The following is a 23,712-nucleotide window of genomic DNA, read 5'->3' on the forward strand; positions in this document are numbered from 1 at the left end:
CCAGACCCGCAGTTGTGATGGCCTGGCGATCCGCCACTGCCACGGGTTCCCAGTGGAGCTGAACCTGCGGCACTCACCAAGTCCCACTCCCGGGCGGAGCACGGTCAGTCGCCGGAGCGGCACAGTCAGCCGCGGGCCGAACCGCTGAGGTTGGTGAGTGCCAAAGGTCCGCGAGCGCGCCCCCGACCCGCCACGTGTCGGGACCTTGGACAGGAAGGGGTGGGCTGGGACGTGCTATTTCGTGTTGCCGGTCCCCGGTTGGGGTCCCAGGTCCCGACGACTGATCGCAGCCGATGCGCGCGGGTCGGGCGTGGACGTCAGCGGGGGAGGATGAGGGTGTCGGTGAGGAGTTTGGCGGTTTTGCGGAGGGTGGCTGGGGAGGAGGAGAGGTCGGCGGCGAGGGTGTAGGGGGTGAGGGGTTCGCCGGGGCCGACGAGGCGGTGGCGGTGGGCGAGGAGCCAGACGATGGCTCGGGGCCAGGTGGAGAGACGGGCTTTGGCGAGCAGGTCGGGGGCGTCGCGGACCAGGCGTTCGGCGATGTCGAAGGCGTCGGGTGCGTACGTCGTACCGAGGGTTTCGCCGGCCATCAGCCAGGCGTGCGGGGCCAGGACGGACAGCGTCGCGGCCTGGGACTTGTCGAGGCCTTGCAGGTCCGGTTGCGGCGGCGAACCGAGGCCGGACAACGCCCGGTAGGCGTCCTCGAGGTCGTTGGTGGTGTCGTCGAGGAAGACGCGTTCACCCGGTTTGGAGCCGACCGGGTCGATCATCGCCGCGGCCTCGAGCGCCGGGGTCCAGACGTCCACCGCGTCGACCGCCTCGTCGATCACGTCGAGCGCCAGGGCCGTCCGCTCCCCGGCGAACTCCAGCCACGCCTTCACCGCCGTCGGAACCGCCTCGAAGTAGGTGCTGTCGGCAAGCACCTTCCGCGGCAGCCAGTGCGCCAGGAAGAGTTCGACCAGTACGGCGCTGACCCGCAGCGGACCGCCCACGGTGTGATCGACCGCGTGGTCGATCCACAACCGGACGATGTCGGCCGCGTCGTCGGGCAGGTCTATCGCGTACTGCGACTCGAGGAACTCGTCGACCAGCTGGTCCCGCTGCCTCGGTGACAGCAACGGCCGGATCGGTGGCCGGATGGGGCGCTCGGGCAGCTGGGTCAGCCGGTTCACCAGCAGTCCGGAGAAGAACTCGAAGTCCTCGGTCACCGGTGGATCGTCGAAGTCGTTGGTCTCGCCGAGCGCCTGCAGGATGATGCCGGCCGCGGTCGACGGCCGGACCGTCCGAATGGTCACCCGGCCGCCGCGCTGATAAGCCTCCAGCACCTGGTCAACCGGCGGCCCGACGAACACGTCCTTGACGATCGCGCCGAGGTTGTTGTCGATGAACACCACCAGCGTGTGCGGATGCCGCTCGTCGTCATAGTCCAGTACGACGCTCAGCCCGTCGCCGGTGATGTCCTCCGACACGATCGCGCTGGTCAGCCGGAACCCGGCGATCCGGGTCACCCACTCGGGCACCTCGGCCTCGGTCCGCAGCCGGGACAGATGGGCGCGCTGCAGCGGCAGCCGCCCGGCCGGACCGACCGTGCGGGCCAGACTCGTCAACAGGACAAAGGATTCCGGGTCGCGGCGCTCGCCGAGCACGCGGGCGGCGTCGGCCCAGAAGAACCGCTCCACCTCGCCGATCTCGTCCGGTCTTCCGGCCGGCCAGAGCTGGTCGGCGAGCATCGCAGCGGACCGCGCGACCGAGGCCTCGGCGATCACCGGGTGCAGCGCCCGGGGAGCGGCGGCCAGATCGAGGGTCAGCGTTTCCAGCAGGGTTTCCAGCACGGCGACACTCGGCGTGGTGTCGACGTCGACACCCGCCGTGGGCCGGTGGGTTGGGCCTGGCGTCGAACCGACCAGCCGCAAGTGGCTTGGTCGGCCGTCCCGGCCTCGTGGTGACTTGGTCACGTCCGCGACATTACCTTCCAGCCCCAGTCCGCCGCAGGCCCCTGCGCGCGTCCTGTGGATAAGTACGTCGACACGCCGTCACCACACGACTGCGGCCCGTGCTGTGCTTTTGGCCGGGCCTCCGGCACCGGCAGGGTCATGGGGCCTTGGCTCCCGGCCTTTCCTCGTCGCTCCAGTCGCTTCGCTCCTTTCGCTCCTCAGTCCAGGCCGGGAGGCCCCATGACCAGATGGGACCGATCAGCCCTTGAGGGCGCCAGCCATCAGGCCGCCGATGAACCAGCGGCCGAGCAGGATGTAGACCAGCAGGGTCGGGAACGAGGTGATCAGCGCGCCCGCCATGCTGGCCGCGTAGTCGACCTTCTGGCCGCCGGACAGCGCCGCCAGGCCCAGGGTCACCGGGCCGTTCTGCTGCTGGGTGAGGAACAGCGCGAACAGGAAGTCGTTCCAGACCGAGGTGAACTGCCAGATCAGCGTCACCACGAACCCGGAGATCGAGATCGGCAGGATGATCCGGACGTAGGTCTGGATCAGTCCGGCGCCGTCCACCCGGGCCGACTCGATGATCTCGTTCGGCACGATGGTGGCGTAGTAGTTGCGGAAGATCAGCGTGCAGATCGGCAGACCGTAGATCACGTGCGCGATGATCAGCGTCGGTACGCCGCGGGTGACGTCCAGCTCGGTGAACGTCGTCCGCAGCGGCAGCATCACCGCCTGGTAGGGGATGAACATCCCGAACAGGATGAACGCGAACACCAGGTTCGCGCCCGGGAACCGCCAGCGGGCCAGCACGAACCCGTTCGCGGACCCGATCATCGAGGAGATGATCGCGGCCGGGATCGCCAGCGACAGCGACCGGATCATGTACGGCTGCAGCACGTCCCACGCCTTGCGCCACGGCTCCAGCGTCCAGGTCTCCGGCAGCGACCACTGCGCGGCGGCGGTGGTGTCACTGGCGGTCTTGAAGCTGGTGATCAGTACGACGTACACCGGGGTCAGCACGAACAGCAGGAAGAACAGCAGCAGCAGGTACTTCACGGTCCGGCTGGTCCGCGTCGTACCGTCCGCGAGGCCACCGCGGCGGGGCTGCTGACGGATCGCGGCGGCGGCCCTGCCGGTGGCCGCCTCGGCCTCTGCGGCGGTCATGGGGCCTCCCGGCCTGGACTGAGGAGCGTAGGGAGCGAAGCGACTGGAGAGACGAGGGAAGGCCGGGAGTTACAGCCCCATGACCCGCCGCGCCGGAGGCGTGGCATCAGTAGAGTCATTCGTTGCTCTCCTGCCGGACGGTGTACGCGACGTACGGGATGACGAGTACGGCGACCACCGCGAGCATCACAATCGCGATCGCGGCCGCCTTGGCCTGGTCACTGCGCAACAGCGTGTTCCACATGTAGATGGCCGGCACCTCGGTGCGGAACTGGTTCGGCCCGGTGATGGCGTAGATCAGGTCGAACAGTTTCAGCGACATGTGGCCGAGGATGATCAGCGCCGACAGCGCGATCGGCGACAGCTGCGGGAACAGCACGTGCCGGTAGAGCTTGAACTCGCTCGCGCCATCGACGCGGGCGGCCTCCCGTAGCTCCGGCGGGATGCCCCGGAAACCGGCCAGGAACAGCGCCATGATGTAGCCGGACAACTGCCAGACCGCGGGTAGGGCAATGGACGCCATCGTCGTCCATCTACTCCCCGCGGTCCACCAGGAGTTCTCCAGGAAATTCATCCCGACGATCGAGAACAGCCGGTTCAGGCCGCGCGCGTCGTCACCCTGGGACGGGTTCAGCAGCCAACTCCAGACCACCCCGGAGGCGATCATCGAGATCGCCATCGGGAACAGGAAGATCGACCGGAAGATGCTCTCGCCGGTGACCCCCTTCTCCAGCAGCAGGGCCCAGAGCAGGCCGAAGACCAGCGTGCCCACGATGAACGCCACCGTGAGCACGCCGAGGTTCTTCAGCGAGTTGAGGAACCGGTCCTCGCCGAACAGGTTCGCGTAGTTCTCGAACCCGACGTACTCGGCCGGGCCCTTGCGAGCCGTGTGCCGGTCGGTCAGCGAGGTGTTGAAGGACCACGCGATCAACCCGTAGACGAAGTACCCGAGCAGCAGCACCGTCGGCAGCAGCACCAGGGCACCGGGGCCCCAGGTACGGATTCTTCCGTGCATGCTCAGACCTCCGACCCGGATCCGGTCCCCCACTCGCTCGGCATCAGCTCTTCTTCATCGCGGCGCCGAGCGCCGACTGCAGCTTGGCGACGTCCTGGCTACCGCTGAACTGGCTGATCGCGGACAGGATGTCGTTGTTCTGGCCCAGGGTGCAGGCCGCACCGTGCGCGCAGGACGGGACGATCTTGTCCTTCTTCCAGTCCGCCATCGCGGACTGCTGGTACTTCGGGTAGTCCGCCGGCACGGCGTCCGAACGGGCCGGGATCGAGCCCTTCTTGGTGTTGAACGCCTTCTGGCCCTCGGCCGAGCCGGTGACCTTCAGCCAGCACTTCGCACCGTCCGGGGTCTGCCCGTTGGTCGGCAGGGTGAAGGAGTCCGACAGGTACTGGAAGTTGCCCGCCGTACCCGGGGACGGCCAGTAGGTGTACGCCGTGTCCGGCACCTTGTCGGCCAACTGCTGAGCGGCGACCCAGTCACCCATCACGAAGTAGCCGGCCTGGCCCTTGTTCAGGTACTGCAGCGCGTCCGGCCAGTCGACCGCCTCGCGGTCGGCGTTGGTGTAGGACAGCAGCTTCTTGTACTTGTCCAGCGCCGCCTTCACGTCGGCGCCGTCCCAGCCCTCGCCCTTCCAGAGCGCGGTGAACTTGTCCGGGCCGAGCTCGGCGAGCAGCACGACCTCGACCAGCATCTCCTGGGCGAAGCCCTTGGAGATGGCCAGCGGCGCCTTCACCCCGGCGGCCTTCAGCTTGTCCATGTCGGCCATCCACGCGTCCACGCTGGCCGGCGCGGTGGCGGCGTCGAGGTTCGCCTTCTTCAGCACGGTCGGGTTCGTCCAGGTCACGTTCGCGCGGTGCACGTTGGCCGGGATCGAGTAGATCTTGCCGTCGACGGTCAGGTTGTCGATCAGGCTCTGCGGGAAGGCCTTGTCCAGGCCGAACTCCTTGTACAGACCGCTGACGTCGTCGACCTGCCCCGCGTTGATGTAGTCGCTCAGCTCGGCGCCTGCGTGCGCCTGGAAGGTGGACGGCGGCTTGCCGGCCTGCAAGTCGTTCGCGAGCACCTGCTTGGCGTTCGAGCCGGCGCCACCCGCGACCGCGGAGTTGACGAACTTGTAGTCCTTGCACTCGGTGTTGAACACCGAGACCATGCCGTCCAGACCGGCCTTCTCACCACCGTCGGCCCACCAGGTGAAGACGGTGACGTCCTTGCTGGCCGCCGAGTCGCCACCCCCGCCGTCGTCGCTGTTTCCGCAGGCACTGACCGCGAGAAGACCCGCCGCACCCAGCACCGCGACGGTCTTGCTCAGACCACCACGCATGATTTCACTCTCCGATCAGTTCATGGAAGCCGCCTGTGACAACGATGCCCCCTTGACGGGCCAACTCTGGGCACGCCGCGCACCGGGTGTCAACGATCTGCGCACGCGCGTTGCGCAGCCGTGACCCCCGGCGGGGGTGGCGTGTGAGAGCGCGCACATTCGGCGCCCGATCGGGCACCTTGCGCAGCGAGCCTGCGCGTTTGTGACGGGTTCGCAAACTAAGGCGTGAGCAACACCTTGATCGCCCGCCGCTCGTGCATGGCTTTGTAGCCCTCGGCCACATCCGCCAGCGGCAGCTCGGAGTCGAACACCAGCCCGGGGTTGATCTCCCCCGCCAGCACGTCGGCCATCAGCTGGGGCAGGTACGCCCGGGTCGGCGCCATCCCACCAGCCAGTCCAACGTTGCGGCCGAACATCGTCCCGATCGGCACCTCGACCCCATGCGGCACACCGACGAAGCCGACCGTGGCCCCCGCCCGGGCGACATCAAAGGCGGTCGTCATCGCCTGCCCGGTCCCGACACACTCCAGTACGGCGTCCGCCCCGACCCCACCGGTCAACTCGAGTACGGCGTCCCGCGCGTCGTCACCGCGTTCGGCAATGATGTCCGTGGCACCGAACCCGGTCGCAAGCTTCTGCCGTGGTTCGTGCCGGGACATGGCCACTACCCGCTCGGCACCCATCCGCGAGGCAGCCAGTACGCCGCACAGACCCACAGCCCCATCACCGACCACGACGACGGTGTCGCCCGCCTTCACCCGTGCGGACCGAGCAGCATGCCAGCCGGTGCCCATCACGTCCGAGAGCGTGAGCAACGACGGGACGAGCGAGTCGTCGGGAGGCTCAGGTGTGGCGACCAGCGTGCCATCGGCGTACGGGAGCTTGACGTACTCTCCCTGGCCGCCGTCGGCCCGTTTGCTGCCGTAGCCGACCAGGTTCTGGCACGCGGTCTGGTAGCCGGCGAGGCAGTGCGGACAGGTCCCGTCGCTCACCACGAACGGCGCGATCACGAAGTCGCCCGGCTTGACCGTGCGGACGTCGCTGCCGACCTCCTCGACGATGCCGACGAACTCGTGCCCGATCCGGCTGCCCGGCCTGATCTTGTTCTCCCCGCGATACGGCCACAGGTCCGAACCACAGATGCACGAGGCAACGACCTTGACCACCGCATCCGTCGGCCCGTCGATCTTCGGGTCGGGTACGTCGCTCAGCCGCACGTCGTACGGCGCATGAATCGTGGTGGCTCGCATGAGCTCACACTACGAGAAACACCACGCATCCCGGTGCGGCCGTGGCGAACTCGTCCGGGTCCGCACTCGTGACCGCGCCGACGCGAACGAAGAAGGAAACACCAGCCGGAACCTCGGTCGGGAAGGCACGGAGTACCGCTGCCTTCTCCGCCGGATCCGCCACCTCCTCCAACCGGACCCGCTCAGACTTCCGGCCCGCAGCCAGCACGCCCCAGCCGGCGGCCTGGGCGTTCCGCACCCAGTCCGAGGTCGGGACCGGGCTGATGACGTACCGCTTGCCGTCGACGGTCAGGGGCGAGACGGGCGTCGTACGCATCGCGCCGGTCGAGCGGCCGGGGACGGACACGATGTGGATGGTCCCGAGCGGCAAGCCGGTACGGGACAGGAGTTTGACCAGCCGGTTCACCGGCTTGAGCCAGCCGGGCAGCGGGGTGGTGACGGTCATCGAGAGCCTCCGATTTATTTCGAGCGTCGAAAGATTTTTCTCGATGGTAGATTATTTCGAGTGTCGAAACAAACGTTGATCGCGGAGATCACCGAGGCCGTGGTGCGGTTCCAGAACGCGACCGACCGGGTGGACGCGGCGGCGGCCGGCCTACTCGGCGTGAACCGGACCGACCTGCTCTGCATCGGCTTGCTGCTGCGCAACAGCGGCATGACCGCCGGGCGGCTCGCGGCCGAGGCGGGGCTGAGCCCGGCCGCGACGACGGCCGCGATCGAGCGACTGGAGAATTCCGGGTACGCCGCCCGCACCAAGGACGAGGCCGACCGTCGCCGGGTCCTGGTCACCGCGACCCCGCTCGCGGAGGAACGGGTCGACCAGATCTACGGCCCGGTCAGGCCTGCCGGTACGGCGGTGCTGTCCCGCTACACGCGGACGGAGTTGGAGACGATCCACCGCTTCCTGGTCCAGGGCGAAGAGCTCCAGGACCAGCAGGCGGAGCGGATCCGGGGTCAGAGGGTGAAGTAGCGACCGCGGCGGTGGACCAGCGCAGGAGTCTCGTCCGGCGCTAGCTCGACGTGGACGATCTCCAGCTGGACCTGGAGCGCCCAACCGACCTCCGGCGGATCGGTGGAGGTCAGCGTGCATCCGGCCCAGGTGCTGACACCGACCGGAGCCGGGCCCCAGGACGTGTCGGTCCAGTCGATCATCCGGAACGGGCCGCCGGGGGCCGGTGCGACGTATCCGAAGGCGTCGGCGAGTTGCTGGTGTGGCTCGCCGAGCAGGGACACCACCGCGGTTCTTGCCTGACGCAACGTTTCCCAGAGATCCGATTCCGCGTCGATCAGGCCGATCACCGACCCCGGTTCGCCGTCGGCCACGAGCATCGACGACACCGTGAGGCCGGCGCGCTTCCCGTCGTACTCGGTGGTCCACAACCCGACCGGTGACGGCAGCCGCCCGCGCAACCGCCGTACCGGACTCCGCTCGGACTCAGGCGGCAAGAACGGGTGATCACCGTGGATCGTCATGGGGCCTCCCGGCCTGGACTGAGGAGTGCAGGGAGCGAAGCGACCGGAGTGACGAGGGAAGGGCGGGAGTCAAAGCCCCATGACCCAGCCGGCGCCGGAGGCCCAGCCAAAAGCACTGTCATACCCGCACGGTACTTAGGCCACGGTGAGGCGAGGCGGGAGGGTGAAGCGGTCGATGGGGTGGGCGAGGAGGCCGCTGGAGCCGCGGACCGACTCGACTCGGCCGTCGGCGTCGAAGGTGAAGCGGTAGGACTCGCCGTACGAGCCGTAGCCGGAGCCGCCCGCGACGCGGAGGCAGTCGCCGTCCGGCTCGAGCGGGGTGGGTTCGGCGGCGGGGTCCGCGGCGGTCGGGTCGAGCGCGTACAGGCGGCCGCCGAGCAGGGCGATGTCGGTGACACCCCACAGGTTCGCGTACCGACCGGCGAAGCGTGGATCAGCCGACCCGCGTTCCTTCGACTCGGCGAGGTCGAGCAGCTTCAGCGCCGCCTCGGCGAACTGGGCGGCCGGGCCGTCGATCGCGTTGGTCAGGACCGACACGACCAGCCGGTCCTCGCCGTCGACGAATGTCTTGGTGATGTGGCCCGGGTACCCGCCGGCGTGCCCGAACACCTCCCGCTTGCCGACCTTCGTCACCTGCAGGCCGAGCGCGTACCGCGGCGCGTCCTCCTCGCCGGTTTTCCACAACGGGTGCTGCATCTCCCGCTTCGACTTGTCCGTCAGCAGCCGGTCGTCGCCGGGCAGGTGGGCGGAGAAGTAGGTGACCAGGTCTCGCGCGTTCCCGAAGAACCCGGTCGCGGCCGCCAGCGCCCGGGTGTCGACGTGCTCGATCGGGATCCGCTCGGCAGCGTACGACAGCGCGCTGTACCCGGCGGCATACTCACCGCTGCGCGCCGGATCCAGCTCCGGACCGAGCCCGGACAGCCCGAGCTTGTCCACGATCGCGGTCTGCACATAGGAGTTGTACGACGTCCCGGCCGCCGCCTCGACCACGAGCCCGAGCAGGCCGTAGCCGATGTTCGAGTACTTGAAGCGGTCGTTCTCCGGCAGTACGGCGGACGACTCGTGCCGCAGTACCGCCAGCAACTGATCCCGGTCCGGGAAGTTCTTCGCGAGCTGCCACCAGTCCGCGTCCAGGCTGTCCCGGGTGATCCCGCCGGCGTGCGCCAGCAGGTCGCGCACGGTCCGCTCGCCCAGCGGCGTACCGACGATCTCGGTGACGTGCTGCCCCGCCTTGTCGTCCAGCCGGAGCCGGCCCTGCTCGACCAACTGGAACACGGCCGTCGCGGTGAACGTCTTCGAGTGCGACGCGATCCGGAACAGGTGGTGTTCGGTCAGCGGTACGGCGTTCTCGACGTCGGCCAGCCCGTACGCCGCGGAGTACGCGATCGCATCCGCGGCGAACACGGCCGCTTGGACCCCGGGCACGCGCTGGTAGCGCTGGTTGAACGCCAGCCAGCTGTCGTAGTAGGTGAGAACGTCGCGCAGGTTGTCCGGGTTCGCAGCGTCAGGCATGACGCCTAGATTGAATGACGCGGAAGCGACTCGCAACGTAAGCGCCGTCGGTGTATGTCGCATTGGCGGCCGGATTCGCGCCGGTGCCGTGGAAATCGCTGAAAGCAGCCGATTGATTGACGAACACCTGACCGGTCAGGTTCTCGGACAGCGCAACGCCTGCGTCGAGGGCCGCGTCGCGCGCCTCGTCCAGGATCTTCGGGTCGGTGGAGTAGATCCCGGCCGTCATCGCACCACCGTCGGTGACCGTCTTGCGGAACAGGTCGATCGACTCCGTGGTGTCGGCCGTCTTGACCAGGAAGGACACCGGCCCGAAGCACTCGCGTCCGTACACCTCCGCGTCCTCGGCGCCGATCGCGACCAGCAGCGGCGTCCGCACCACCGCATCCGGGAACGCCGGGTGCTGGATCGCCCGCGACTCCAGTACGACGTCGCCGTACTCCGGGGCGAGCTCGAGCCGGCTGATCACGGCCTGGTTCACGATGCCGCCGAGGATCTCCACCGCGCGGGCGTCGTCGCCGAGCAGCTTGCCCATCGCGCCGGCGATCCCCGCGCCGACCTCTTCGAAGGACTTGTGGCCCTCGTCGGTCTCGATTCCGCCGGCCGGGATGAAGAGGTTCTGGGTGGTCGTGCACATCTGGCCCGAGTACAGCGACAGGGTGAAGGCGAGGTTCCCGGTCAATGCCTTGAACGCGTCCGTCGAGTCGATGATGACCGCGTTCACACCCGCCTTCTCGGTGAACACGGTCGCCTGGGTCGCGTTCTGCTCCAGCCACTCACCGAACTCGCTGCCGCCGGTGAAGTCGATCAGCTTCACCTCGGGCCGGGTCGCCAGCGGCTTGGCCAGGCCGTCACCGGCCCGCTCGGCGGCCAGGGTGACCAGGTTCGGGTCGAAGCCGGCCTCGGCGAGCACCTCGCGGCACACCTCGACGGTGATCGCGAGCGGCAGGACGGCGAGCGGGTGCGGCTTCACCACCACGGCGTTACCGGTGACCAGGGACGCGAAAAGGCCGGGCCAGGAGTTCCAGGTCGGGAACGTGTTGCAGCCGATCACCAGCGCGACCCCGCGGCCGGTGACGGTGAACGTCTTCTCCATCCGGATCGGGTCGCCCTTGGCCGGCTTCTCCCAGGTCGCCTCGGCCGGGTAGCGGTTCATCTCCTCGTAGGCGTACGCGATCGCCTCCAGCGCCCGGTCCAGCGCGTGCGCGCCACCGGCCTGGAACGCCATCACAAACGCTTGACCGCTGGTGTGCTGAACCGCGTTGGCCAGCTCGAACACCCGCTTGTGCAGCCGGTCGAGAATCTCCAGGCCGACCCCGGTCCGGGTGTCGATCCCGGCGTTGCGCCAGTCCTTGAGGCCTGCTTGTGCGGCCGTGAGCAGGTCGTCGAGGCCGTCCTCGACCGTCCGCGGGTAGGAGATGTCCAGAGTGATCCCGTACGGCGAGTGCTCGGTGACGACCGTGCCGCGTGACCCGGGGGTCTCGAGGGCGAACGTCGTACCCAGGTAGCGCTCGAAGGCGGCCTTGCCGTCTGCTGCCGCGGTCTCGCCGTACACCCGCGGGCTGGGCGACTCCGGGAAGGCGGAGTAGTAGCCGCGGCCACGGATCGCCTTCAAGGCGTCGTCGAGGCGCTCGCGGTGGGTCGCCAGCCAGTCGGTCATTGGTCCTCCAAGCTCGGGGTCTGCGTCTGTGATGTTACAGTCGATGGCGCGACCGGGGATAGAGTGTCACAAGCTTCTTCTCGATAGGGCAGAACATGGGTGATGAACTGGCAGCCCGGGTGGCGGCCGCGATGTGGGCGGAGGACACCGCCAGCGCCGGCCTGGGGATGCGGCTGGTCGAGGTCGGCGAGGGCACCGCCCGGATCGAGATGCCGGTACGCGAAGACATGGTGAACGGGCACGGTATCGCGCATGGTGGATTCGTGTTCTGTCTGGCCGACTCCGCGTTCGCGTTCGCGTGCAACTCGCGCAATCAGGTCACCGTCGCGCAGACCTGCGACATCGTCTTCGTCGCCCCGGCCAAGCACGGCGACCTGCTCGTCGCCGAGGCCCGGGAGCGGACGTCGTACGGCCGGAACGCGATCTACGACGTGACGGTCCGGCGCGGTGACGACGTGATCGCCGAGTTCCGCGGCCGCAGCCGCCAGTTGTCCGGCACGATCATTCCTTCGGAGGCCTCATGACCCGCCAGGCGTTTCTCGTGGACGGTGTGCGGACGCCGATCGGGCGGTACGGCGGTGCGCTCGCCACCGTGCGACCCGACGACCTGGCCGCGCGCGTCGTCTCCGCCTTGCTGGCCCGGCACCCGTCACTCGATCCGCGGCTGATCGACGACGTGATCCTCGGCTGCGCGAACCAGGCCGGCGAGGACAACCGGAACGTGGCCCGAATGGCGGTGCTGCTGGCCGGACTGCCTTCGGAGGTCCCGGGTACGACGATCAACCGGCTGTGCGGATCGGGATTGGACGCGGTCGCGTCGGCGGCCCGCTCGATCATTGGCGGGGACAACGAGGTCGTCCTGGCCGGCGGGGTCGAGTCGATGTCGCGGGCACCATTTGTGATGCCCAAGGCAACGACTGCGTTCGCCCGGCAGGCCGAGATCTACGACACCACGATCGGCTGGCGGTTCGTGAACCCGGTGCTGCAGAAGCAGTACGGGATCGACTCGATGCCGGAGACGGCCGAGAACGTGGCGGAGACGTTTGGTGTTTCGCGCGAGGACCAGGACCTGTTCGCACTTCGCAGTCAGCAACGCGCGGCCAAGGCCCAGGCGAACGGCCGGCTGGCCGAAGAGATCGTGCCCGTGGACGTCCCGGGCAAGCGCGGCGCGGTCACCGTGGTCGACGTCGACGAGCACCCGCGGGAGACCTCGCTCGAAGCCCTCGCCGGTTTGAAGACGCCATTCCGCTCCCCCGGCACCGTCACCGCGGGCAACGCGTCCGGGGTCAACGACGGTGCGGCCGCACTGTTGGTGATGAGCGGCGAGGCGGTCGAGCGGCTCGGGGTGACACCGCTGGCCCGGATCGTCGGTACGGCGGCGGCCGGCGTACCGCCGCGGATCATGGGCATCGGTCCGGCGCCCGCCACGCGCAAGCTTCTCGACCGGACCGGCGTCGCGCTCTCCGACGTCGGCGTGATCGAGTTGAACGAGGCGTTCGCTTCGCAGTCGCTGGCGGTCCTGCGCGAACTCGGCCTGCCCGACGACGCCGAGCACGTGAACCCGAACGGCGGCGCCATCGCCCTCGGCCACCCACTGGGGATGTCCGGCGCGCGCCTCGCTCTCACCGCCGCCCTGGAGCTTCGCCACCGCGACGCCGGGTACGCGCTGGCCACGATGTGCATCGGAGTGGGTCAGGGCATCGCGACCCTGTTCGCCCGCCCCTGATCGGAAGGTGTTGTGATGCTCGGCGAACCCTGTCCCGACGAGCTTCGTGACGACGGGGAGCGGCTGTCCGTCGACGAACTCCGGTCGCGTCAGTTGTCGTTGCTGCAGTCAACGATCGCGTCGGCGTACCAGAACGTCCCGCATTACCGTGCGGCCTTGGACGGTGTCGGCTTCGCCCCCGGAGACCTTCGGGAGCTGGCTGATCTGAGCCGGTTGCCGTTCACCGCGAAGAACGATTTGCGGGAGAACTACCCGTTCGGGATGTTCGCCGTACCGCGCACCGAGGTGGTCCGGGTGCATGCGTCCTCGGGTACGACGGGTCGGCCGACGGTGGTCGGGTACACACGCCGGGATCTCGACACCTGGGCGGATCTGATGGCCCGATCGATCCGTGCGGCCGGTGGCCGGGCGGGCGATGTGTGTCATGTTGCCTACGGCTACGGGTTGTTCACCGGCGGGCTGGGCGCGCACTACGGAGCCGAGCGGCTCGGGTGCACCGTCGTACCCGTATCTGGCGGGATGACCGAGCGGCAGGTCGACCTGATCCGCGACTTCGGTGCCCGGATCATCATGGTCACGCCGTCGTACTTCCTCGCCATCGTGGACGAACTCGAGGCGCGCGGGCTCGATCCGCGCGACACCTCGTTGCGGATCGGCATCTTCGGCGCCGAACCGTGGACCGAGCAGATGCGGACCGAGGTGGAACAGCGGACCGGGATGCACGCGGTCGACATCTACGGACTGTCCGAGGTGATGGGTCCGGGCGTCGCACAGGAATGTGTCGAGACCAAGGACGGACTGCACATCTGGGAGGACCACTTCTACCCGGAGATCATCGACCCGGTCACCGGCGAGGTCCTGCCGGACGGCTCGATCGGCGAACTCGTCTTCACCACCCTGACCAAAGAAGCCTTTCCGGTACTGCGTTATCGCACGCGGGACCTCACCCGGTTGCTCCCGGGCACCGCGCGACCCGGGATGCGCCGGATGGAGAAGATCACCGGACGCACCGACGACATGATGATCGTCCGCGGCGTCAACGTCTTCCCGACCCAGATCGAAGAACAGATCCTCCTCGTCGAAGGCCTGACCCCGCACTACCTCTGCGTCCTCACCCGCCCCGGCCGCCTCGACGAACTGACCGTCCAGGTCGAAGCCGCCCCAGACCTCGCCGACCGCTCCACCGCCGCAGCCCACCTCTCCCGCCGCATCAAAGACCGCGTAGGCGTCACCGCCACCGTCGAAGTCGTCGCCCCCCACGCCCTAGAACGCTCCCTAGGCAAAGCCAAACGAATCAAAGACAACCGCACCCGCTAACCCACGCGTGCTACGCAGCCGCTCCACCGTCGCGCCCACTCCGCCAGCTCCCACCCGCCCGAGCGTTCCTTGCGGGCTGCCGGCTAGTTCTGGAGTAGGGCGTCGGGTTGGGGTTGGGGGCGGCGGGTTCGGTGGAAGGTTGGGGGGCGGATGTGGGGGCGAACCAGGGCCTCGACTTCGAAGTCTTCTAGGGCGAACTTGGTGGCTATGTCGCGGTACGACGTACCTGAACGGACGCTGTCCACGATCTCTTCGACGTGGACGTCGGAGTCGGCGACGAGGGGTTGGCCGGCAGAGCGGGTGGGGTCCACGATGACGTCGATGTCGTGGTAGATGACGAGCCGGAGGGTGGCGGCGTAGCCATCTTCGGACCAGCCGATGGCGGCCGAACCGCGGCGGAGTACGCCGAGTAGGCCGCCTTGGCTGTCGCGGATGCGTTCCCAGCCGGGTTCCCGACCTTCGGCGGCGATCTCGACGAGGAGGTCGCGTCCGTCGTGCGCCAGACCGGACCAGGCCAGTGGGTAGTGCCGACCGGCTCGGGATCGCAACGCGACGGCGGCTTCGCCGATCGCTTGGAGGGACAGACCGGCGTACCGCAGCTGGCGGAGCATGTGGGTTTCGACCAGGCCGGCGAAGGTGATGGTCGGTTCACCTCGTCCGCCGGTGCCGGCTTCGAGCGCACCCGATCGGAGCCAGTCGCCGAGCGTGGTGGCGGGTAGACCGAGGTGAAGGGCCACGTCGGCACGGGTGTACAGCGGCAGGTCGAACCGTGGATCCACGTCTCACCTCTTCGCGCGGTGCGGGCGCTGTGCTGATCAAGAGCATGCCATTCCGAGGGTCGCAAAATCGGCTGTTCGCCCGGCGTTGTGCCTGTAGGGTTCTGGTTGCCGGGTGGATCGACACCCCCGGCGGCGGAGGGGAGGTGAGCGCGATGTCGAGTCTGACCGTCGTGCTGCCCGTCCGCCGTACCCGCGGTTGAGACCGGGCGGCTCCAGTATCCACAGGAGCTTGAGAGATGACTGAAGTACACCGTCCGCCGCTGACCGCCGACGAGCGCACCCAGCTGACCGGATGGCTTGACCTGCAACGTTCCTTCGTCCGGATGAAGTGCGCCGGACTGACCGAAGAAGATGCCCACCGCAAGGTTCTGCCGACCTCGCCGCTGATGACGATGGCCGGGCTGGTGGCGCACCTGCGCTGGAACGAGTACTCGTGGTTCCAGCTCAACCTGGCCGGCGTCCCCGACACCGGTCAGACCCCGTGGACCGAGAGTGGGCATCCGGACGCGGAGATGTTCGTGGACTACGTATCACTGGCCCAATTGCTCGACGAGTACGACGCCGAGTGCGCGAGATCCAACGAGACCATCGCGCCGTTGTCACTCGACGCGGTGGAGCAGGGACCGTACGCCGTCAAAGGCGAAGCGGCATCACTGCGCTATGTCCTCTGCCACCTGATCGAAGAGACCGCACGCCACGTCGGTCACCTGGACATCATCCGGGAGATCCTCGACGGCAGGACCGGCTACGAACGCATGGAGGAATCCGTATGAGGCCGCCGTTGACCGCCGACGAACGCACCCAGTTGATCGGCTGGCTCGATCACCAACGCTCGCTGGTCCGGCCGAAATGCGAGGGTCTCAGCGAGATCGATGCCCACCGCAAGTTGCTGCCCACCTCACCGCTGACGACAGTGGCGGGGTTGGTCGCCCATCTGCGCTGGGTCGAGTACTCGTGGTTCAGCCAGAACCTTCTCGGTACGCCGGACCACGGCGAGACCCCGTGGACGGAAGGCGGGCATCCGGACGCCGAGATGTTCGTCGACGACGTACCGCTGGCCAAGCTTCTCGACGAGTACGACGCCGAGTGCGCGAGGTCCAACGAGATCGTCGCCGGGTTCTCCCTCGACGATGTGGAACGCGCGGTTTTCCGAGACGCCGGCGCGGCCTCGGTGCGCTACATCCTCTGTCACATGATCGAGGAAACCGCCCGCCACCTGGGGCATCTGGACATCATCCGGGAACTGCTGGACGGCAAGACCGGCTGACCGGTCCGGACCGCCAGGCCATCACGATCGCGACCACGAGAGCCGGGCGACGCTCAACCCGTCTCCGGTCCGCCACCTGTGATGGCCTGGCGATCCGGAAAGACTGGCGACAGTGACGCCGAGTGATGGATAGGATGTCCGGATCTGGCACGGGGTAGCGACAAGAGGTGTGATGAGGGAACCCTCCGTACGCCGTTATTCCGGGCGGTCAGTCGAGGAGTGGAAGGCTGCGCGGCGCGAGCGATTGCTGGCCGCTGCGCTCGAGTTGTTCGGGACCGAAGGCTACCCGGCGACATCCGTGGAACGCCTGTGTACACAGGCGAAAGTGTCCACCCGGCACTTCTACCACGAGTTCCAGAACAAGGAAGCCGTGCTGCTCGCGGTGCACGCGCAGGTGATCGAGCTCGCCGTCCGCAGCACCGGCGACGCGCTGCGCCAGACCGCCGGCCGGCCGGTGCGGGAGCGGATCGAGGCGGCGGTCGACAGCTACCTGCGCACGATCATGGAGGACCTGCGCCGGGCCCGGATCTCGTTCGTCGAAGTGGTCGGTACCAGTCCGGCGGTCGAGGAGCAGCGGATCGCGTTCCGGGAGCTGCTGATCTCCAGTGTGCGGGAGATCGGCGACACCGCGGTCGCGGGTGGCGAGATCAAGAGCAAGGACTTCCGGTTCCTCGGACTGTGCTTCTTCGGTGCGGTGAACACCGTCGTCTACGACTGGATGCTGGCCGACCCACGGCCGCCCGAGGAGAACGTGCAGCAGGCGTTGCGTGAGCTGGCCGTCCAGCTCATGACGAGCTGAACCGCTTGCGCAGCTCGGCGATCGCCTCGTCCCGAGTCAGCGCGGCACCAGCGCCGTACGCCGTCTCGAACGCGTCCTCACCCAGTACGGCGCGCAGGCGCTCGAAGGTACTGCGGACATCGGCGTCCGGGATACTGCGCATCCCGCGCAGGGCGGCCGCGAGTCCCAGTGTCCGCGCGGCTGACTCGGCTTCACCGGACAGCCGGTCGACGTCCGCCGCGACCTCGACGATGATCGAGGCCAGCGGCATGTCCTCGGTGGTGAGGCCGAGCTCCATCGCCTGCCGGCTCTTGCCGACCGCGTCGTCGAGCTCGCCCCGGGCGACGCTCACCCGGCTCAGGTAGGCCAGCATCATCGCCTGACCGTGTGGCGCCATTCGCTCGGCTCTGAGGTCGAGCATCGAGTACGCGAGCTCGGCCCGTTCCTTGGCCTCGTCGAGCCGGCCGGACCGGAGGGCGATCTTCGCCAATCCCATGTGCGACATCGCCTGGCCATCACGTGATCCGGTCTCCTCGGCCAACTGCAGAGCCCGTTGCAGATCCGCTCGGGCGCCGTCGAAGTCGCCGAGCTCGATCCGGCTGGTCGCGCACCCGCCGAGCAACTGCGGCAGACCTTCGGTGGTACCGAGCTCCTCGATCAGGTGGAGAGCTTCCTCCAGCGACGCCAGCGCGGCCTCGTGATCGCCCAGGTTGCCCTGGTAGCTGGCCAGTCCGCGCAGTGCCATCGACGTACCCCAGCGGTCGCCGAGCGTCCGGAAGCCGTCGATCGCGATGGCCAGGTCGGCCGCCATCTGCTCGACCAGGCCGTCGTTCTCGCGGAACATCGCGGTCATCATCACGCCCATGTTCCGGACCCACGGATCGCGGTGCTCGCGGGCCGCCTCGAGGTGGCGGAAGCACTCGGCCTTGTCCCGCCGGATCGCCGCCCAGACCGCGTTCGTGAACAGGCCGACGCCGGACTCCGCGACCTGTTCGTGATGCCGGCTCAGCCAACGGACCTCGGCCAGTCCGCGGACCGCGCGGGTGAAGTTCTTGGTCGGCTCGTCGTCGCCGCTGGACAACGTGCCGAGCGACAGCAGCATCAGCGTCGAGGCGCGGTCGAGCGGAGTACTCGGTCCAGGTACGGCGAGCGCCGCCTGCATCCAGCCGACTGCCTCGGCGGGACGGCCGCTCATGTTCCAGTACTCGCCGAGCACCGAGACGAGCTGCACAGCCGTCCGGGCCGAGCCGGTGTCGATCGCCCACCGCAAGGCGTCGAGCAGGTTGTCGTTGTCCGCGGTCAGCCGGGCGATCCACTGGATCTGCTCGCCGGTGCGCAGCTTCGGCCGGGCCTGCCGAAGGAGTCGACTGAAGTACACCGTGTGCGCGTGCCGGAAGGCGTCGTGTTCACCCGATTCCTTCAGCTGCTCGGCGCCGTACGCGCGGACCGTCTCGAGCATGCGGTAGCGCACCGACCTGTCGTCGGCCGCGGCCTCGACGAGCGATTTGTCGACAAGCGACGCCAGTACGCCGAGCACGGACTCGGACGGAAGGTTGTCGTCACTGCAGACCTGCTCGGCCGCTTCCAGCGTGGCACCGCCGGAGAACAGCGACAGCCGCCGCGCGACCGCCTGCTCGTCCGGATCGAGCAGCTCCCAGCTCCACTCCACGACAGCGCGCAACGTCTGGTGCCGGGGCAGTGCGGTCCGCGAACCGCTGGTCAGCAAGCGGAACCGGTCCGCCAGCTTGTCGACGATCTGCGACGGTGTGAGCGCCCGCAGGCGGGCAGCCGCGAGCTCGATCGCCAACGGCATCCCGTCCAGTCGCCGGCAGATCTCGGCGACCGACTCTCGGTTGGCGTCGGTGAGCATGAAGTCAGGGCGTACGGCGCGGGCCCGGTCGACGAACAGCTGCATCGCCGGGTACTCGTCGTCGATGCTGTCCTCGGGCGGCAACCCCAGCGGCCCGACCGGATGCAGGTGCTCGCCGGGAATACTCAGCGGCTCGCGGCTGGTCGTCAGCACCCGGAGCCGCGGGCAGGCCGCGAGCAGGGAGTCGACCAGGCCGGCCACCTCGTGCACCAGGTGCTCGCAGTTGTCGAGGACGAGCAGGACCCGGCGGTCCGCGATCACCTCGACCAGGCGCTCCGTCGCGGCCCGGCTGGTCGGGAAGTGCTTCGCGATCGTCGTCGGCGGCAGGTCGACGTACTCACTCGCCCCCAATGCCGACAGCACCGCGGGCGCGACATCGGTCGCGTCGCCGAGTGGCGCGAGTTCGACGAACCAGATCCCGTCACCGCTCTGCTCCACCAGCGACCGTCCGGTCTCCGTGGCCAGACGGGTCTTCCCAGCGCCGCCCGGGCCGACCATCGTCACCAGGCGGGTCCCGTCGCCCAGCAGCCGCGCCAGCTCAGTCACGTCCTCCCGCCGACCGACGAAGCTGGTCAGCGGGGCTCGCAGGTTGCTCCGCGGCATGGGTGCGGCCGGTGCTGGTACGACGGTCGTGACCGCCGGCGGATCCACCGAGTCACCCCGCAGTACGGCGACGTGCAGGTCACGCAGTCGGGTCCCCGGATCCGCGCCGAGCTCGTCGGCCAGGGTGCCGCGGACACGCTCGTACGCCGCCAATGCCTCGGCTTGGCGGCCGTCGGCGTACAGGGCTCTGATCAGGAGCTCATGGAGTCGCTCGCGGAGTGGGTGCACGGTGGCGAGGCGTTCGAGCTCTGGGGTCAGTTCGCGGGCGTGACCACAGCTGACCGCGGCCTCGGCGAGATGCTCGGTCGACGCGAGTCTGAGCTCGGCCAAACGGTCGGCCTCGATCGCGGCGAACGGCAGGTCGCGCAGGTCGGTGAGGGCGTCGCCACGCCATAGCTTGTCGGCCTGGGTGAGCAGGGTCCACGCCTTCTCCGGATCGGAGCCGATCAGCCCGCGTCCCCGCCGTACCAGGTCCTCGAACTGGAGAGCGTCGACGCAGTCAGGGCCGATGGTCAGCGTGTAGCCGGCCGGACCAGACTGGACGGAGATGCTCGACTCGGTCGCTGGGAGGCCGGCGCGCAGGCGGGAGACGAGGGATTGCAGAGCGTTCGCGCTCGGGGCCTCACTGCCCCACAGACCGTCGACCAGGGTCTCGACGCTCACCGGCCGGCCGGCGCTCAACGCGAGTCTGGCGAGGAGTCCGCGCAGCCGGACGCCGCGGACGTCCAGCGGAGTCCCGTCGGCCGCCCACATCGCGAGAGGCCCAAGCACCGCTATGCGCACTGGTCCAGCCTCGCACATCGCTCCGACCAAAACCCGTGCCTTTTGTCATCCCGTTGACTTAAGGTCGGCAGTCGTGACCCCCATCGCCGCGCACACGCAGACAGCCCTCACTCGTATCGTCGCCGAACGTCAGATCAAGGGGCGCGTCCCCGGAGTGGTGGGCGCCGTCGCCCGCGCCGGGTCGCTCGCGTGGTCGACCGGTGCCGGCTCGGCCGACCTGGAGGTCCCCGGCGTACCGCCGACCGCGGACTCGCAGTTCCTGATCGCCTCGCAGAGCAAGACACTGACCGCGGTCGCGATCATGGCGTTGCGCGACGAGGGCAAGCTCAGCCTTGACGACACGGTCGAGCGGCTGATCCCGGAGAGCAAGCACGAGGGCATCACCGTGCGGCAGATGCTCAGCCACGCCAGCGGGATGCAACGCGAACCGGTCGGCGACGTCTGGGACGTGATGAAGTTCCCGGACCGCGCCGAGTTGGTGGCCGGCTGGAACGAGGCAGAGCGGGTCGGGAAGCCGCACCACCGGTTCCACTACTCGAACCTGGTCTTCTCGATGCTCGGCGAGATCGTCGCCCGGCTGGACGGACGGCCCTGGTACGACGCGATCAAGGCCCGGATCCTGGACCCGCTGGAGATGCGCCGTACGACGGTCGGCATGGACGGTGGACCGGCCGCCACCGGGTATTACGTGCCGCCGTTCTCCGACGTACCGGTGAAGGAGCAGTTGCTCGCGCTCGGCTCGATGGACGCCTGCGGCGGTCTCGCGAGTACGGCGGAAGACCTGGCAAAATGGGCGATGTTCGTCGCGAACCCTGTGGACGAGGTGCTGTCGAAGGACACGCTGGACGAGATGTGCCAGGTCCAGATCATGGCTGACCTGGACCGTTGGCAACTCGCCTTCGGCCTCGGCTTCATGCTGCTTCGACGGGGCGACCGCGTCTTCGTCGGCCACGACGGCGGCATGCCCGGCCACATCACCTCGACCTTCGTTCACCGCGATTCCGGGACGGCGGGCATCGCCCTGCAGAGCTCCACCTCGGCGCCGGCACCGGGCCTATTGGCCACCGACCTGATCATCAAGGTCCTCGAGGACGACCCGCTCCCGGACGAGGCCTGGGTCCCCGGCTCCACGATCCCGGAGGAGCTCGCAGCCGTCCTCGGCACCTGGTTCACCGAAGGTTCGCCGTTCGTCTTCTCCATCAAGAACGGCACTCTGCAGGCCAAGTCGCCGGCTGCGGCCGAGTACCTGGCGCCGGCCGTCTTCGAACGCATCTCCGAGGACGTGTACCGCACCGTCTCCGGCCGCGAGACCGGCGAACTCCTCCGCATCACCCGCGACGCGGACGGCGTACCCGTGAAGTTGCACTGGGCAACATACCTCTGTACCCGCGAACCGTTGGCCTTCGGCGAACACTTGCGCTGAGAAAGGGGCCGGGGAAGTCCCCGGCCCCTTCCTTTTACCTCAGGTACGGCGGCGGTAGGCGCGGATCGCCAGTGGGGCGAAGACCGCGACCAGGCCGACCATCCAGGCCAGCGTGATCAGCAGCGGCTTCTGGATGTCGCCGCCCAGCATCAGGCCGCGCATGGTGTCGACCAGGTACTTGACCGGGTTGACGTTCACGAACGCCCGCAGGAAACCCGGCAGGGTGTCGGTCTGGACGAACACGTTGCTGCCGAAGGTGAGCGGGAACATCACCAGGAAGGCGATGCCCTGCACCCCCTGCGCGGTGCGCAACTTCAGCCCGAGCCATACCCAGATCCAGCACATCGACAGGGCGAACAGCAACACGATCACCAGCGCGAGCAGGCCGTAGCCGACCCCGTTCTGGAACCGGAACCCGAGTGCGAAGCCGGTCCCCATCAGGATCACGATCGACAGCGAGTACCGGACCGCATCACCGAGAACGGCACCGATCAGCGGCGCCACCCGGGCGATCGGCAGGCTGCGGAACCGGTCGAACACTCCCTTGGCGAAGTCGTCGTTCAGCCCCACCCCGGTGCCCATCGTGGAGAACACGACGGTCTGCACCAGCAGACCCGGCAGCAGGTACGGCAGGTAGTCGCGCCACGTCCCGCCCTGGGCGATCGCGCCGCCGAAGACGAACAGGAACAGCACCAGGAAGATGATCGGCTGGAACGTCACGTCCGCCAGCGCTTCCGGGTTCTGCCGGATCCGGACGATGTTGCGCCAGGCAAGCGTCAGGCTCTGCTCGATCCAGGCGAACGGGCGGCTCCGACGGCCCACATGGGCCTCAAGAGTTGCGGTGCTCATCGGCCCGCTCCTTCCAGTACGACGTCCTGCTTCTTCTCTTCCGCGGTGTGCCCGGTCAGCGCGAGGAACACCTCGTCCAGGCTGGGCAGCCGCAGCGACAACTCGGTGACCGCGATCCCCTCTTCGTCGAGGCGGCGTACCACGACTGGCATCGGCGTGCCGTCGCTCACCGGAGCGCTGACGAGGGTGTTCACCACGTCGACATTCGGTCGTACGCCGACGGATTCGGCCACGATCGCGGCGACGCGTTCGAGGTGCGCGGGCTCGGCCGGACGGACGTCCAGCGACTGCTTGCCGGCCTGCGCCTTGAGCTCGGCCGGCCGCCCGGAGGCGACCACCCGGCCCTTGTCGAACACCATGATCGAGTCGGCCAGCGCATCGGCCTCCTCCAGGTACTGCGTGGTGAGCAGCACCGTGGTTCCGTCGAGCACCAGGTTGCGGACCGTCTCCCAGACGCCGTTGCGGGCGTGCGGGTCGAGACCGGTGGTGGGCTCGTCGAGGTAGAGGATGCTCGGGTCGCCGACCAGGCTGGCGGCCAGGTCGAGGCGCCGGCGCATACCGCCGGAGTACGTCTTGGCGATCCGCTCACCGGCGTCGGTGAGCTCGAACCGCTCCAGCAACTGGTCCGCCTTGGCCCTGGCCTGGTCCCGCGAGTACCCGAGCAGCCGGCCGATCATGATCAGGTTCCGGCGGCCGGACATGTCCTCGTCGACCGAGGCGTACTGCCCGGTCAGGCCGATGATCTCGCGGACCCGGCCGGCGTCGCGGACGACGTCGTACCCGCCGACCGTGGCGTGCCCGGCATCCGGTTGGAGCAGGGTGCCGAGGATGCGGACCGCGGTGGTCTTGCCGGCGCCGTTCGGGCCGAGGACGCCGAGGACGGTGCCGGTCGGCACGCTCAGGTCGACACCGTCCAGGGCCGTGGTGCTGCCATATTTCTTGACCAAGCCAACAGCCTCGATGGCGACCTGGTTCGTTGTGGTCATCGGTTCCT

General features: G+C 68.5%; 21 protein-coding genes. 8 read left to right on the forward strand and 13 right to left on the reverse strand.

Annotation, left to right across the window (positions count from 1 at the left end):
• Nucleotides 1–317: 317 nt before the first annotated feature.
• From V9K99_RS14920 to V9K99_RS14945, 6 genes are all read right to left on the reverse strand, one after another.
• Nucleotides 318–1,952 (reverse strand): hypothetical protein, encoded by a 1,635-nt coding sequence (locus V9K99_RS14920; RefSeq protein WP_337323477.1) that lies wholly within the window; start codon nucleotides 1,950–1,952, stop codon nucleotides 318–320.
• A 237-nt stretch (nucleotides 1,953–2,189) separates the two neighbouring features.
• The gene (locus V9K99_RS14925; RefSeq protein WP_337323476.1) at nucleotides 2,190–3,095 is read right to left on the reverse strand and encodes a carbohydrate ABC transporter permease; all 906 of its coding nucleotides are present in this window, start codon (nucleotides 3,093–3,095) and stop codon (nucleotides 2,190–2,192) included.
• A gap of 115 nt (nucleotides 3,096–3,210) precedes the next feature.
• Nucleotides 3,211–4,110: a carbohydrate ABC transporter permease gene (locus tag V9K99_RS14930; protein ID WP_337323475.1), complete on the reverse strand. Its 900-nt coding sequence runs from the start codon at nucleotides 4,108–4,110 to the stop codon at nucleotides 3,211–3,213.
• Between the two features lie 43 nt (nucleotides 4,111–4,153).
• Nucleotides 4,154–5,428 carry an ABC transporter substrate-binding protein gene (locus V9K99_RS14935; RefSeq protein ID WP_337323474.1) on the reverse strand — a complete coding sequence of 425 codons (1,275 nt, stop codon included), beginning with the start codon at nucleotides 5,426–5,428 and terminating at the stop codon, nucleotides 4,154–4,156.
• Nucleotides 5,429–5,646: 218 nt separating this feature from the next.
• On the reverse strand, nucleotides 5,647–6,678 hold the full coding sequence (locus V9K99_RS14940) for a zinc-dependent alcohol dehydrogenase family protein (protein ID WP_337323473.1): 1,032 nt from the start codon (nucleotides 6,676–6,678) through the stop codon (nucleotides 5,647–5,649).
• A 4-nt stretch (nucleotides 6,679–6,682) separates the two neighbouring features.
• Nucleotides 6,683–7,123, reverse strand: a complete 441-nt coding sequence (locus tag V9K99_RS14945) for a deazaflavin-dependent nitroreductase (protein ID WP_337323472.1) — start codon at nucleotides 7,121–7,123, stop codon at nucleotides 6,683–6,685.
• Between the two features lie 60 nt (nucleotides 7,124–7,183).
• Between V9K99_RS14945 and V9K99_RS14950 the strand changes: the two genes are divergently transcribed.
• Nucleotides 7,184–7,648, forward strand: coding sequence for a MarR family winged helix-turn-helix transcriptional regulator (locus tag V9K99_RS14950; RefSeq protein WP_337323471.1), 465 nt, complete (start codon nucleotides 7,184–7,186; stop codon nucleotides 7,646–7,648).
• On the opposite strand, the gene V9K99_RS14955 is transcribed toward V9K99_RS14950, so the two are convergent.
• The 3 genes from V9K99_RS14955 to paaN all read right to left on the reverse strand — a co-directional run bounded on the left by V9K99_RS14955 (nucleotide 7,633) and on the right by paaN (nucleotide 11,323).
• Complete coding sequence (locus V9K99_RS14955) at nucleotides 7,633–8,151, reverse strand: flavin reductase family protein (protein ID WP_337323470.1); 519 nt, start codon at nucleotides 8,149–8,151, stop codon at nucleotides 7,633–7,635. The two genes, V9K99_RS14950 and V9K99_RS14955, sit on opposite strands and share 16 nt — an antisense overlap.
• 135 nt (nucleotides 8,152–8,286) lie before the next feature.
• On the reverse strand, nucleotides 8,287–9,663 hold the full coding sequence (locus V9K99_RS14960; protein ID WP_337323469.1) for a serine hydrolase domain-containing protein: 1,377 nt from the start codon (nucleotides 9,661–9,663) through the stop codon (nucleotides 8,287–8,289).
• Entirely contained in the window at nucleotides 9,656–11,323 is a 1,668-nt protein-coding gene (gene paaN / locus V9K99_RS14965) for a phenylacetic acid degradation protein PaaN (protein ID WP_337323468.1), read from the reverse strand. The genes V9K99_RS14960 and paaN overlap by 8 nt, the downstream gene beginning before the upstream one ends.
• 95 nt (nucleotides 11,324–11,418) lie before the next feature.
• Between paaN and paaI the strand changes: the two genes are divergently transcribed.
• Genes paaI through paaK form a run of 3 tightly spaced genes read left to right on the forward strand, consistent with a single transcriptional unit; the run spans nucleotide 11,419 to nucleotide 14,366 of the window.
• On the forward strand, nucleotides 11,419–11,847 hold the full coding sequence (paaI, locus tag V9K99_RS14970) for a hydroxyphenylacetyl-CoA thioesterase PaaI (RefSeq protein WP_337323467.1): 429 nt from the start codon (nucleotides 11,419–11,421) through the stop codon (nucleotides 11,845–11,847).
• Nucleotides 11,844–13,049, forward strand: a complete 1,206-nt coding sequence (gene pcaF / locus V9K99_RS14975; RefSeq protein ID WP_337323466.1) for a 3-oxoadipyl-CoA thiolase — start codon at nucleotides 11,844–11,846, stop codon at nucleotides 13,047–13,049. The genes paaI and pcaF overlap by 4 nt, the downstream gene beginning before the upstream one ends.
• 15 nt (nucleotides 13,050–13,064) lie before the next feature.
• Nucleotides 13,065–14,366, forward strand: coding sequence for a phenylacetate--CoA ligase PaaK (paaK, locus tag V9K99_RS14980; RefSeq protein WP_337323465.1), 1,302 nt, complete (start codon nucleotides 13,065–13,067; stop codon nucleotides 14,364–14,366).
• An 83-nt stretch (nucleotides 14,367–14,449) separates the two neighbouring features.
• Here paaK and V9K99_RS14985 read toward each other — a convergent pair whose 3' ends face one another.
• Nucleotides 14,450–15,145, reverse strand: coding sequence for a DUF433 domain-containing protein (locus tag V9K99_RS14985; RefSeq protein WP_337323464.1), 696 nt, complete (start codon nucleotides 15,143–15,145; stop codon nucleotides 14,450–14,452).
• Nucleotides 15,146–15,381: 236 nt separating this feature from the next.
• Here V9K99_RS14985 and V9K99_RS14990 point away from each other — a divergent pair, with 236 nt between their 5' ends.
• The 3 genes from V9K99_RS14990 to V9K99_RS15000 all read left to right on the forward strand — a co-directional run bounded on the left by V9K99_RS14990 (nucleotide 15,382) and on the right by V9K99_RS15000 (nucleotide 17,211).
• Nucleotides 15,382–15,918: a DinB family protein gene (locus tag V9K99_RS14990; RefSeq protein ID WP_337323463.1), complete on the forward strand. Its 537-nt coding sequence runs from the start codon at nucleotides 15,382–15,384 to the stop codon at nucleotides 15,916–15,918.
• The gene (locus tag V9K99_RS14995; RefSeq protein ID WP_337323462.1) at nucleotides 15,915–16,412 is read left to right on the forward strand and encodes a DinB family protein; all 498 of its coding nucleotides are present in this window, start codon (nucleotides 15,915–15,917) and stop codon (nucleotides 16,410–16,412) included. Before V9K99_RS14990 ends, V9K99_RS14995 begins: the two co-directional genes overlap by 4 nt.
• A gap of 172 nt (nucleotides 16,413–16,584) precedes the next feature.
• Nucleotides 16,585–17,211, forward strand: a complete 627-nt coding sequence (locus V9K99_RS15000) for a TetR/AcrR family transcriptional regulator (RefSeq protein WP_337323461.1) — start codon at nucleotides 16,585–16,587, stop codon at nucleotides 17,209–17,211.
• On the opposite strand, the gene V9K99_RS15005 is transcribed toward V9K99_RS15000, so the two are convergent.
• Nucleotides 17,198–20,446, reverse strand: coding sequence for an AfsR/SARP family transcriptional regulator (locus tag V9K99_RS15005; protein ID WP_337323460.1), 3,249 nt, complete (start codon nucleotides 20,444–20,446; stop codon nucleotides 17,198–17,200). The two genes, V9K99_RS15000 and V9K99_RS15005, sit on opposite strands and share 14 nt — an antisense overlap.
• A gap of 73 nt (nucleotides 20,447–20,519) precedes the next feature.
• On the opposite strand from V9K99_RS15005, the gene V9K99_RS15010 reads away from it, so the two are divergent.
• On the forward strand, nucleotides 20,520–21,869 hold the full coding sequence (locus V9K99_RS15010) for a serine hydrolase domain-containing protein (RefSeq protein WP_337323459.1): 1,350 nt from the start codon (nucleotides 20,520–20,522) through the stop codon (nucleotides 21,867–21,869).
• Between the two features lie 39 nt (nucleotides 21,870–21,908).
• On the opposite strand, the gene V9K99_RS15015 is transcribed toward V9K99_RS15010, so the two are convergent.
• Together V9K99_RS15015 and V9K99_RS15020 are read right to left on the reverse strand one after the other, a co-directional pair.
• Nucleotides 21,909–22,718, reverse strand: coding sequence for an ABC transporter permease (locus V9K99_RS15015; RefSeq protein WP_337323458.1), 810 nt, complete (start codon nucleotides 22,716–22,718; stop codon nucleotides 21,909–21,911).
• A complete protein-coding gene (locus V9K99_RS15020; RefSeq protein ID WP_337323457.1) occupies nucleotides 22,715–23,704 on the reverse strand; it encodes an ATP-binding cassette domain-containing protein in 990 nt (329 codons plus the stop codon). The genes V9K99_RS15015 and V9K99_RS15020 overlap by 4 nt, the downstream gene beginning before the upstream one ends.
• Nucleotides 23,705–23,712: the final 8 nt, after the last annotated feature.

It is taken from the genome of Kribbella sp. CCNWLW201 (assembly GCF_037203805.1).
Lineage (GTDB): Bacteria > Actinomycetota > Actinomycetes > Propionibacteriales > Kribbellaceae > Kribbella.

Coding starts and splice junctions, on each gene's coding strand:
- V9K99_RS14925 (WP_337323476.1), bottom strand. CDS start 3,095: ATGACCGCCGCAGAGGCCGAGGCGGCCACCGGCAGGGCCGCCGCCGCG.
- V9K99_RS14930 (WP_337323475.1), bottom strand. CDS start 4,110: ATGCACGGAAGAATCCGTACCTGGGGCCCCGGTGCCCTGGTGCTGCTG.
- V9K99_RS14935 (WP_337323474.1), bottom strand. CDS start 5,428: ATGCGTGGTGGTCTGAGCAAGACCGTCGCGGTGCTGGGTGCGGCGGGT.
- V9K99_RS14940 (WP_337323473.1), bottom strand. CDS start 6,678: ATGCGAGCCACCACGATTCATGCGCCGTACGACGTGCGGCTGAGCGAC.
- V9K99_RS14945 (WP_337323472.1), bottom strand. CDS start 7,123: ATGACCGTCACCACCCCGCTGCCCGGCTGGCTCAAGCCGGTGAACCGG.
- V9K99_RS14955 (WP_337323470.1), bottom strand. CDS start 8,151: ATGACGATCCACGGTGATCACCCGTTCTTGCCGCCTGAGTCCGAGCGG.
- V9K99_RS14960 (WP_337323469.1), bottom strand. CDS start 9,663: ATGCCTGACGCTGCGAACCCGGACAACCTGCGCGACGTTCTCACCTAC.
- paaN (WP_337323468.1), bottom strand. CDS start 11,323: ATGACCGACTGGCTGGCGACCCACCGCGAGCGCCTCGACGACGCCTTG.
- paaI (WP_337323467.1), top strand. CDS start 11,419: ATGGGTGATGAACTGGCAGCCCGGGTGGCGGCCGCGATGTGGGCGGAG.
- pcaF (WP_337323466.1), top strand. CDS start 11,844: ATGACCCGCCAGGCGTTTCTCGTGGACGGTGTGCGGACGCCGATCGGG.
- paaK (WP_337323465.1), top strand. CDS start 13,065: ATGCTCGGCGAACCCTGTCCCGACGAGCTTCGTGACGACGGGGAGCGG.
- V9K99_RS14990 (WP_337323463.1), top strand. CDS start 15,382: ATGACTGAAGTACACCGTCCGCCGCTGACCGCCGACGAGCGCACCCAG.
- V9K99_RS14995 (WP_337323462.1), top strand. CDS start 15,915: ATGAGGCCGCCGTTGACCGCCGACGAACGCACCCAGTTGATCGGCTGG.
- V9K99_RS15000 (WP_337323461.1), top strand. CDS start 16,585: ATGAGGGAACCCTCCGTACGCCGTTATTCCGGGCGGTCAGTCGAGGAG.
- V9K99_RS15015 (WP_337323458.1), bottom strand. CDS start 22,718: ATGAGCACCGCAACTCTTGAGGCCCATGTGGGCCGTCGGAGCCGCCCG.
- V9K99_RS15020 (WP_337323457.1), bottom strand. CDS start 23,704: ATGACCACAACGAACCAGGTCGCCATCGAGGCTGTTGGCTTGGTCAAG.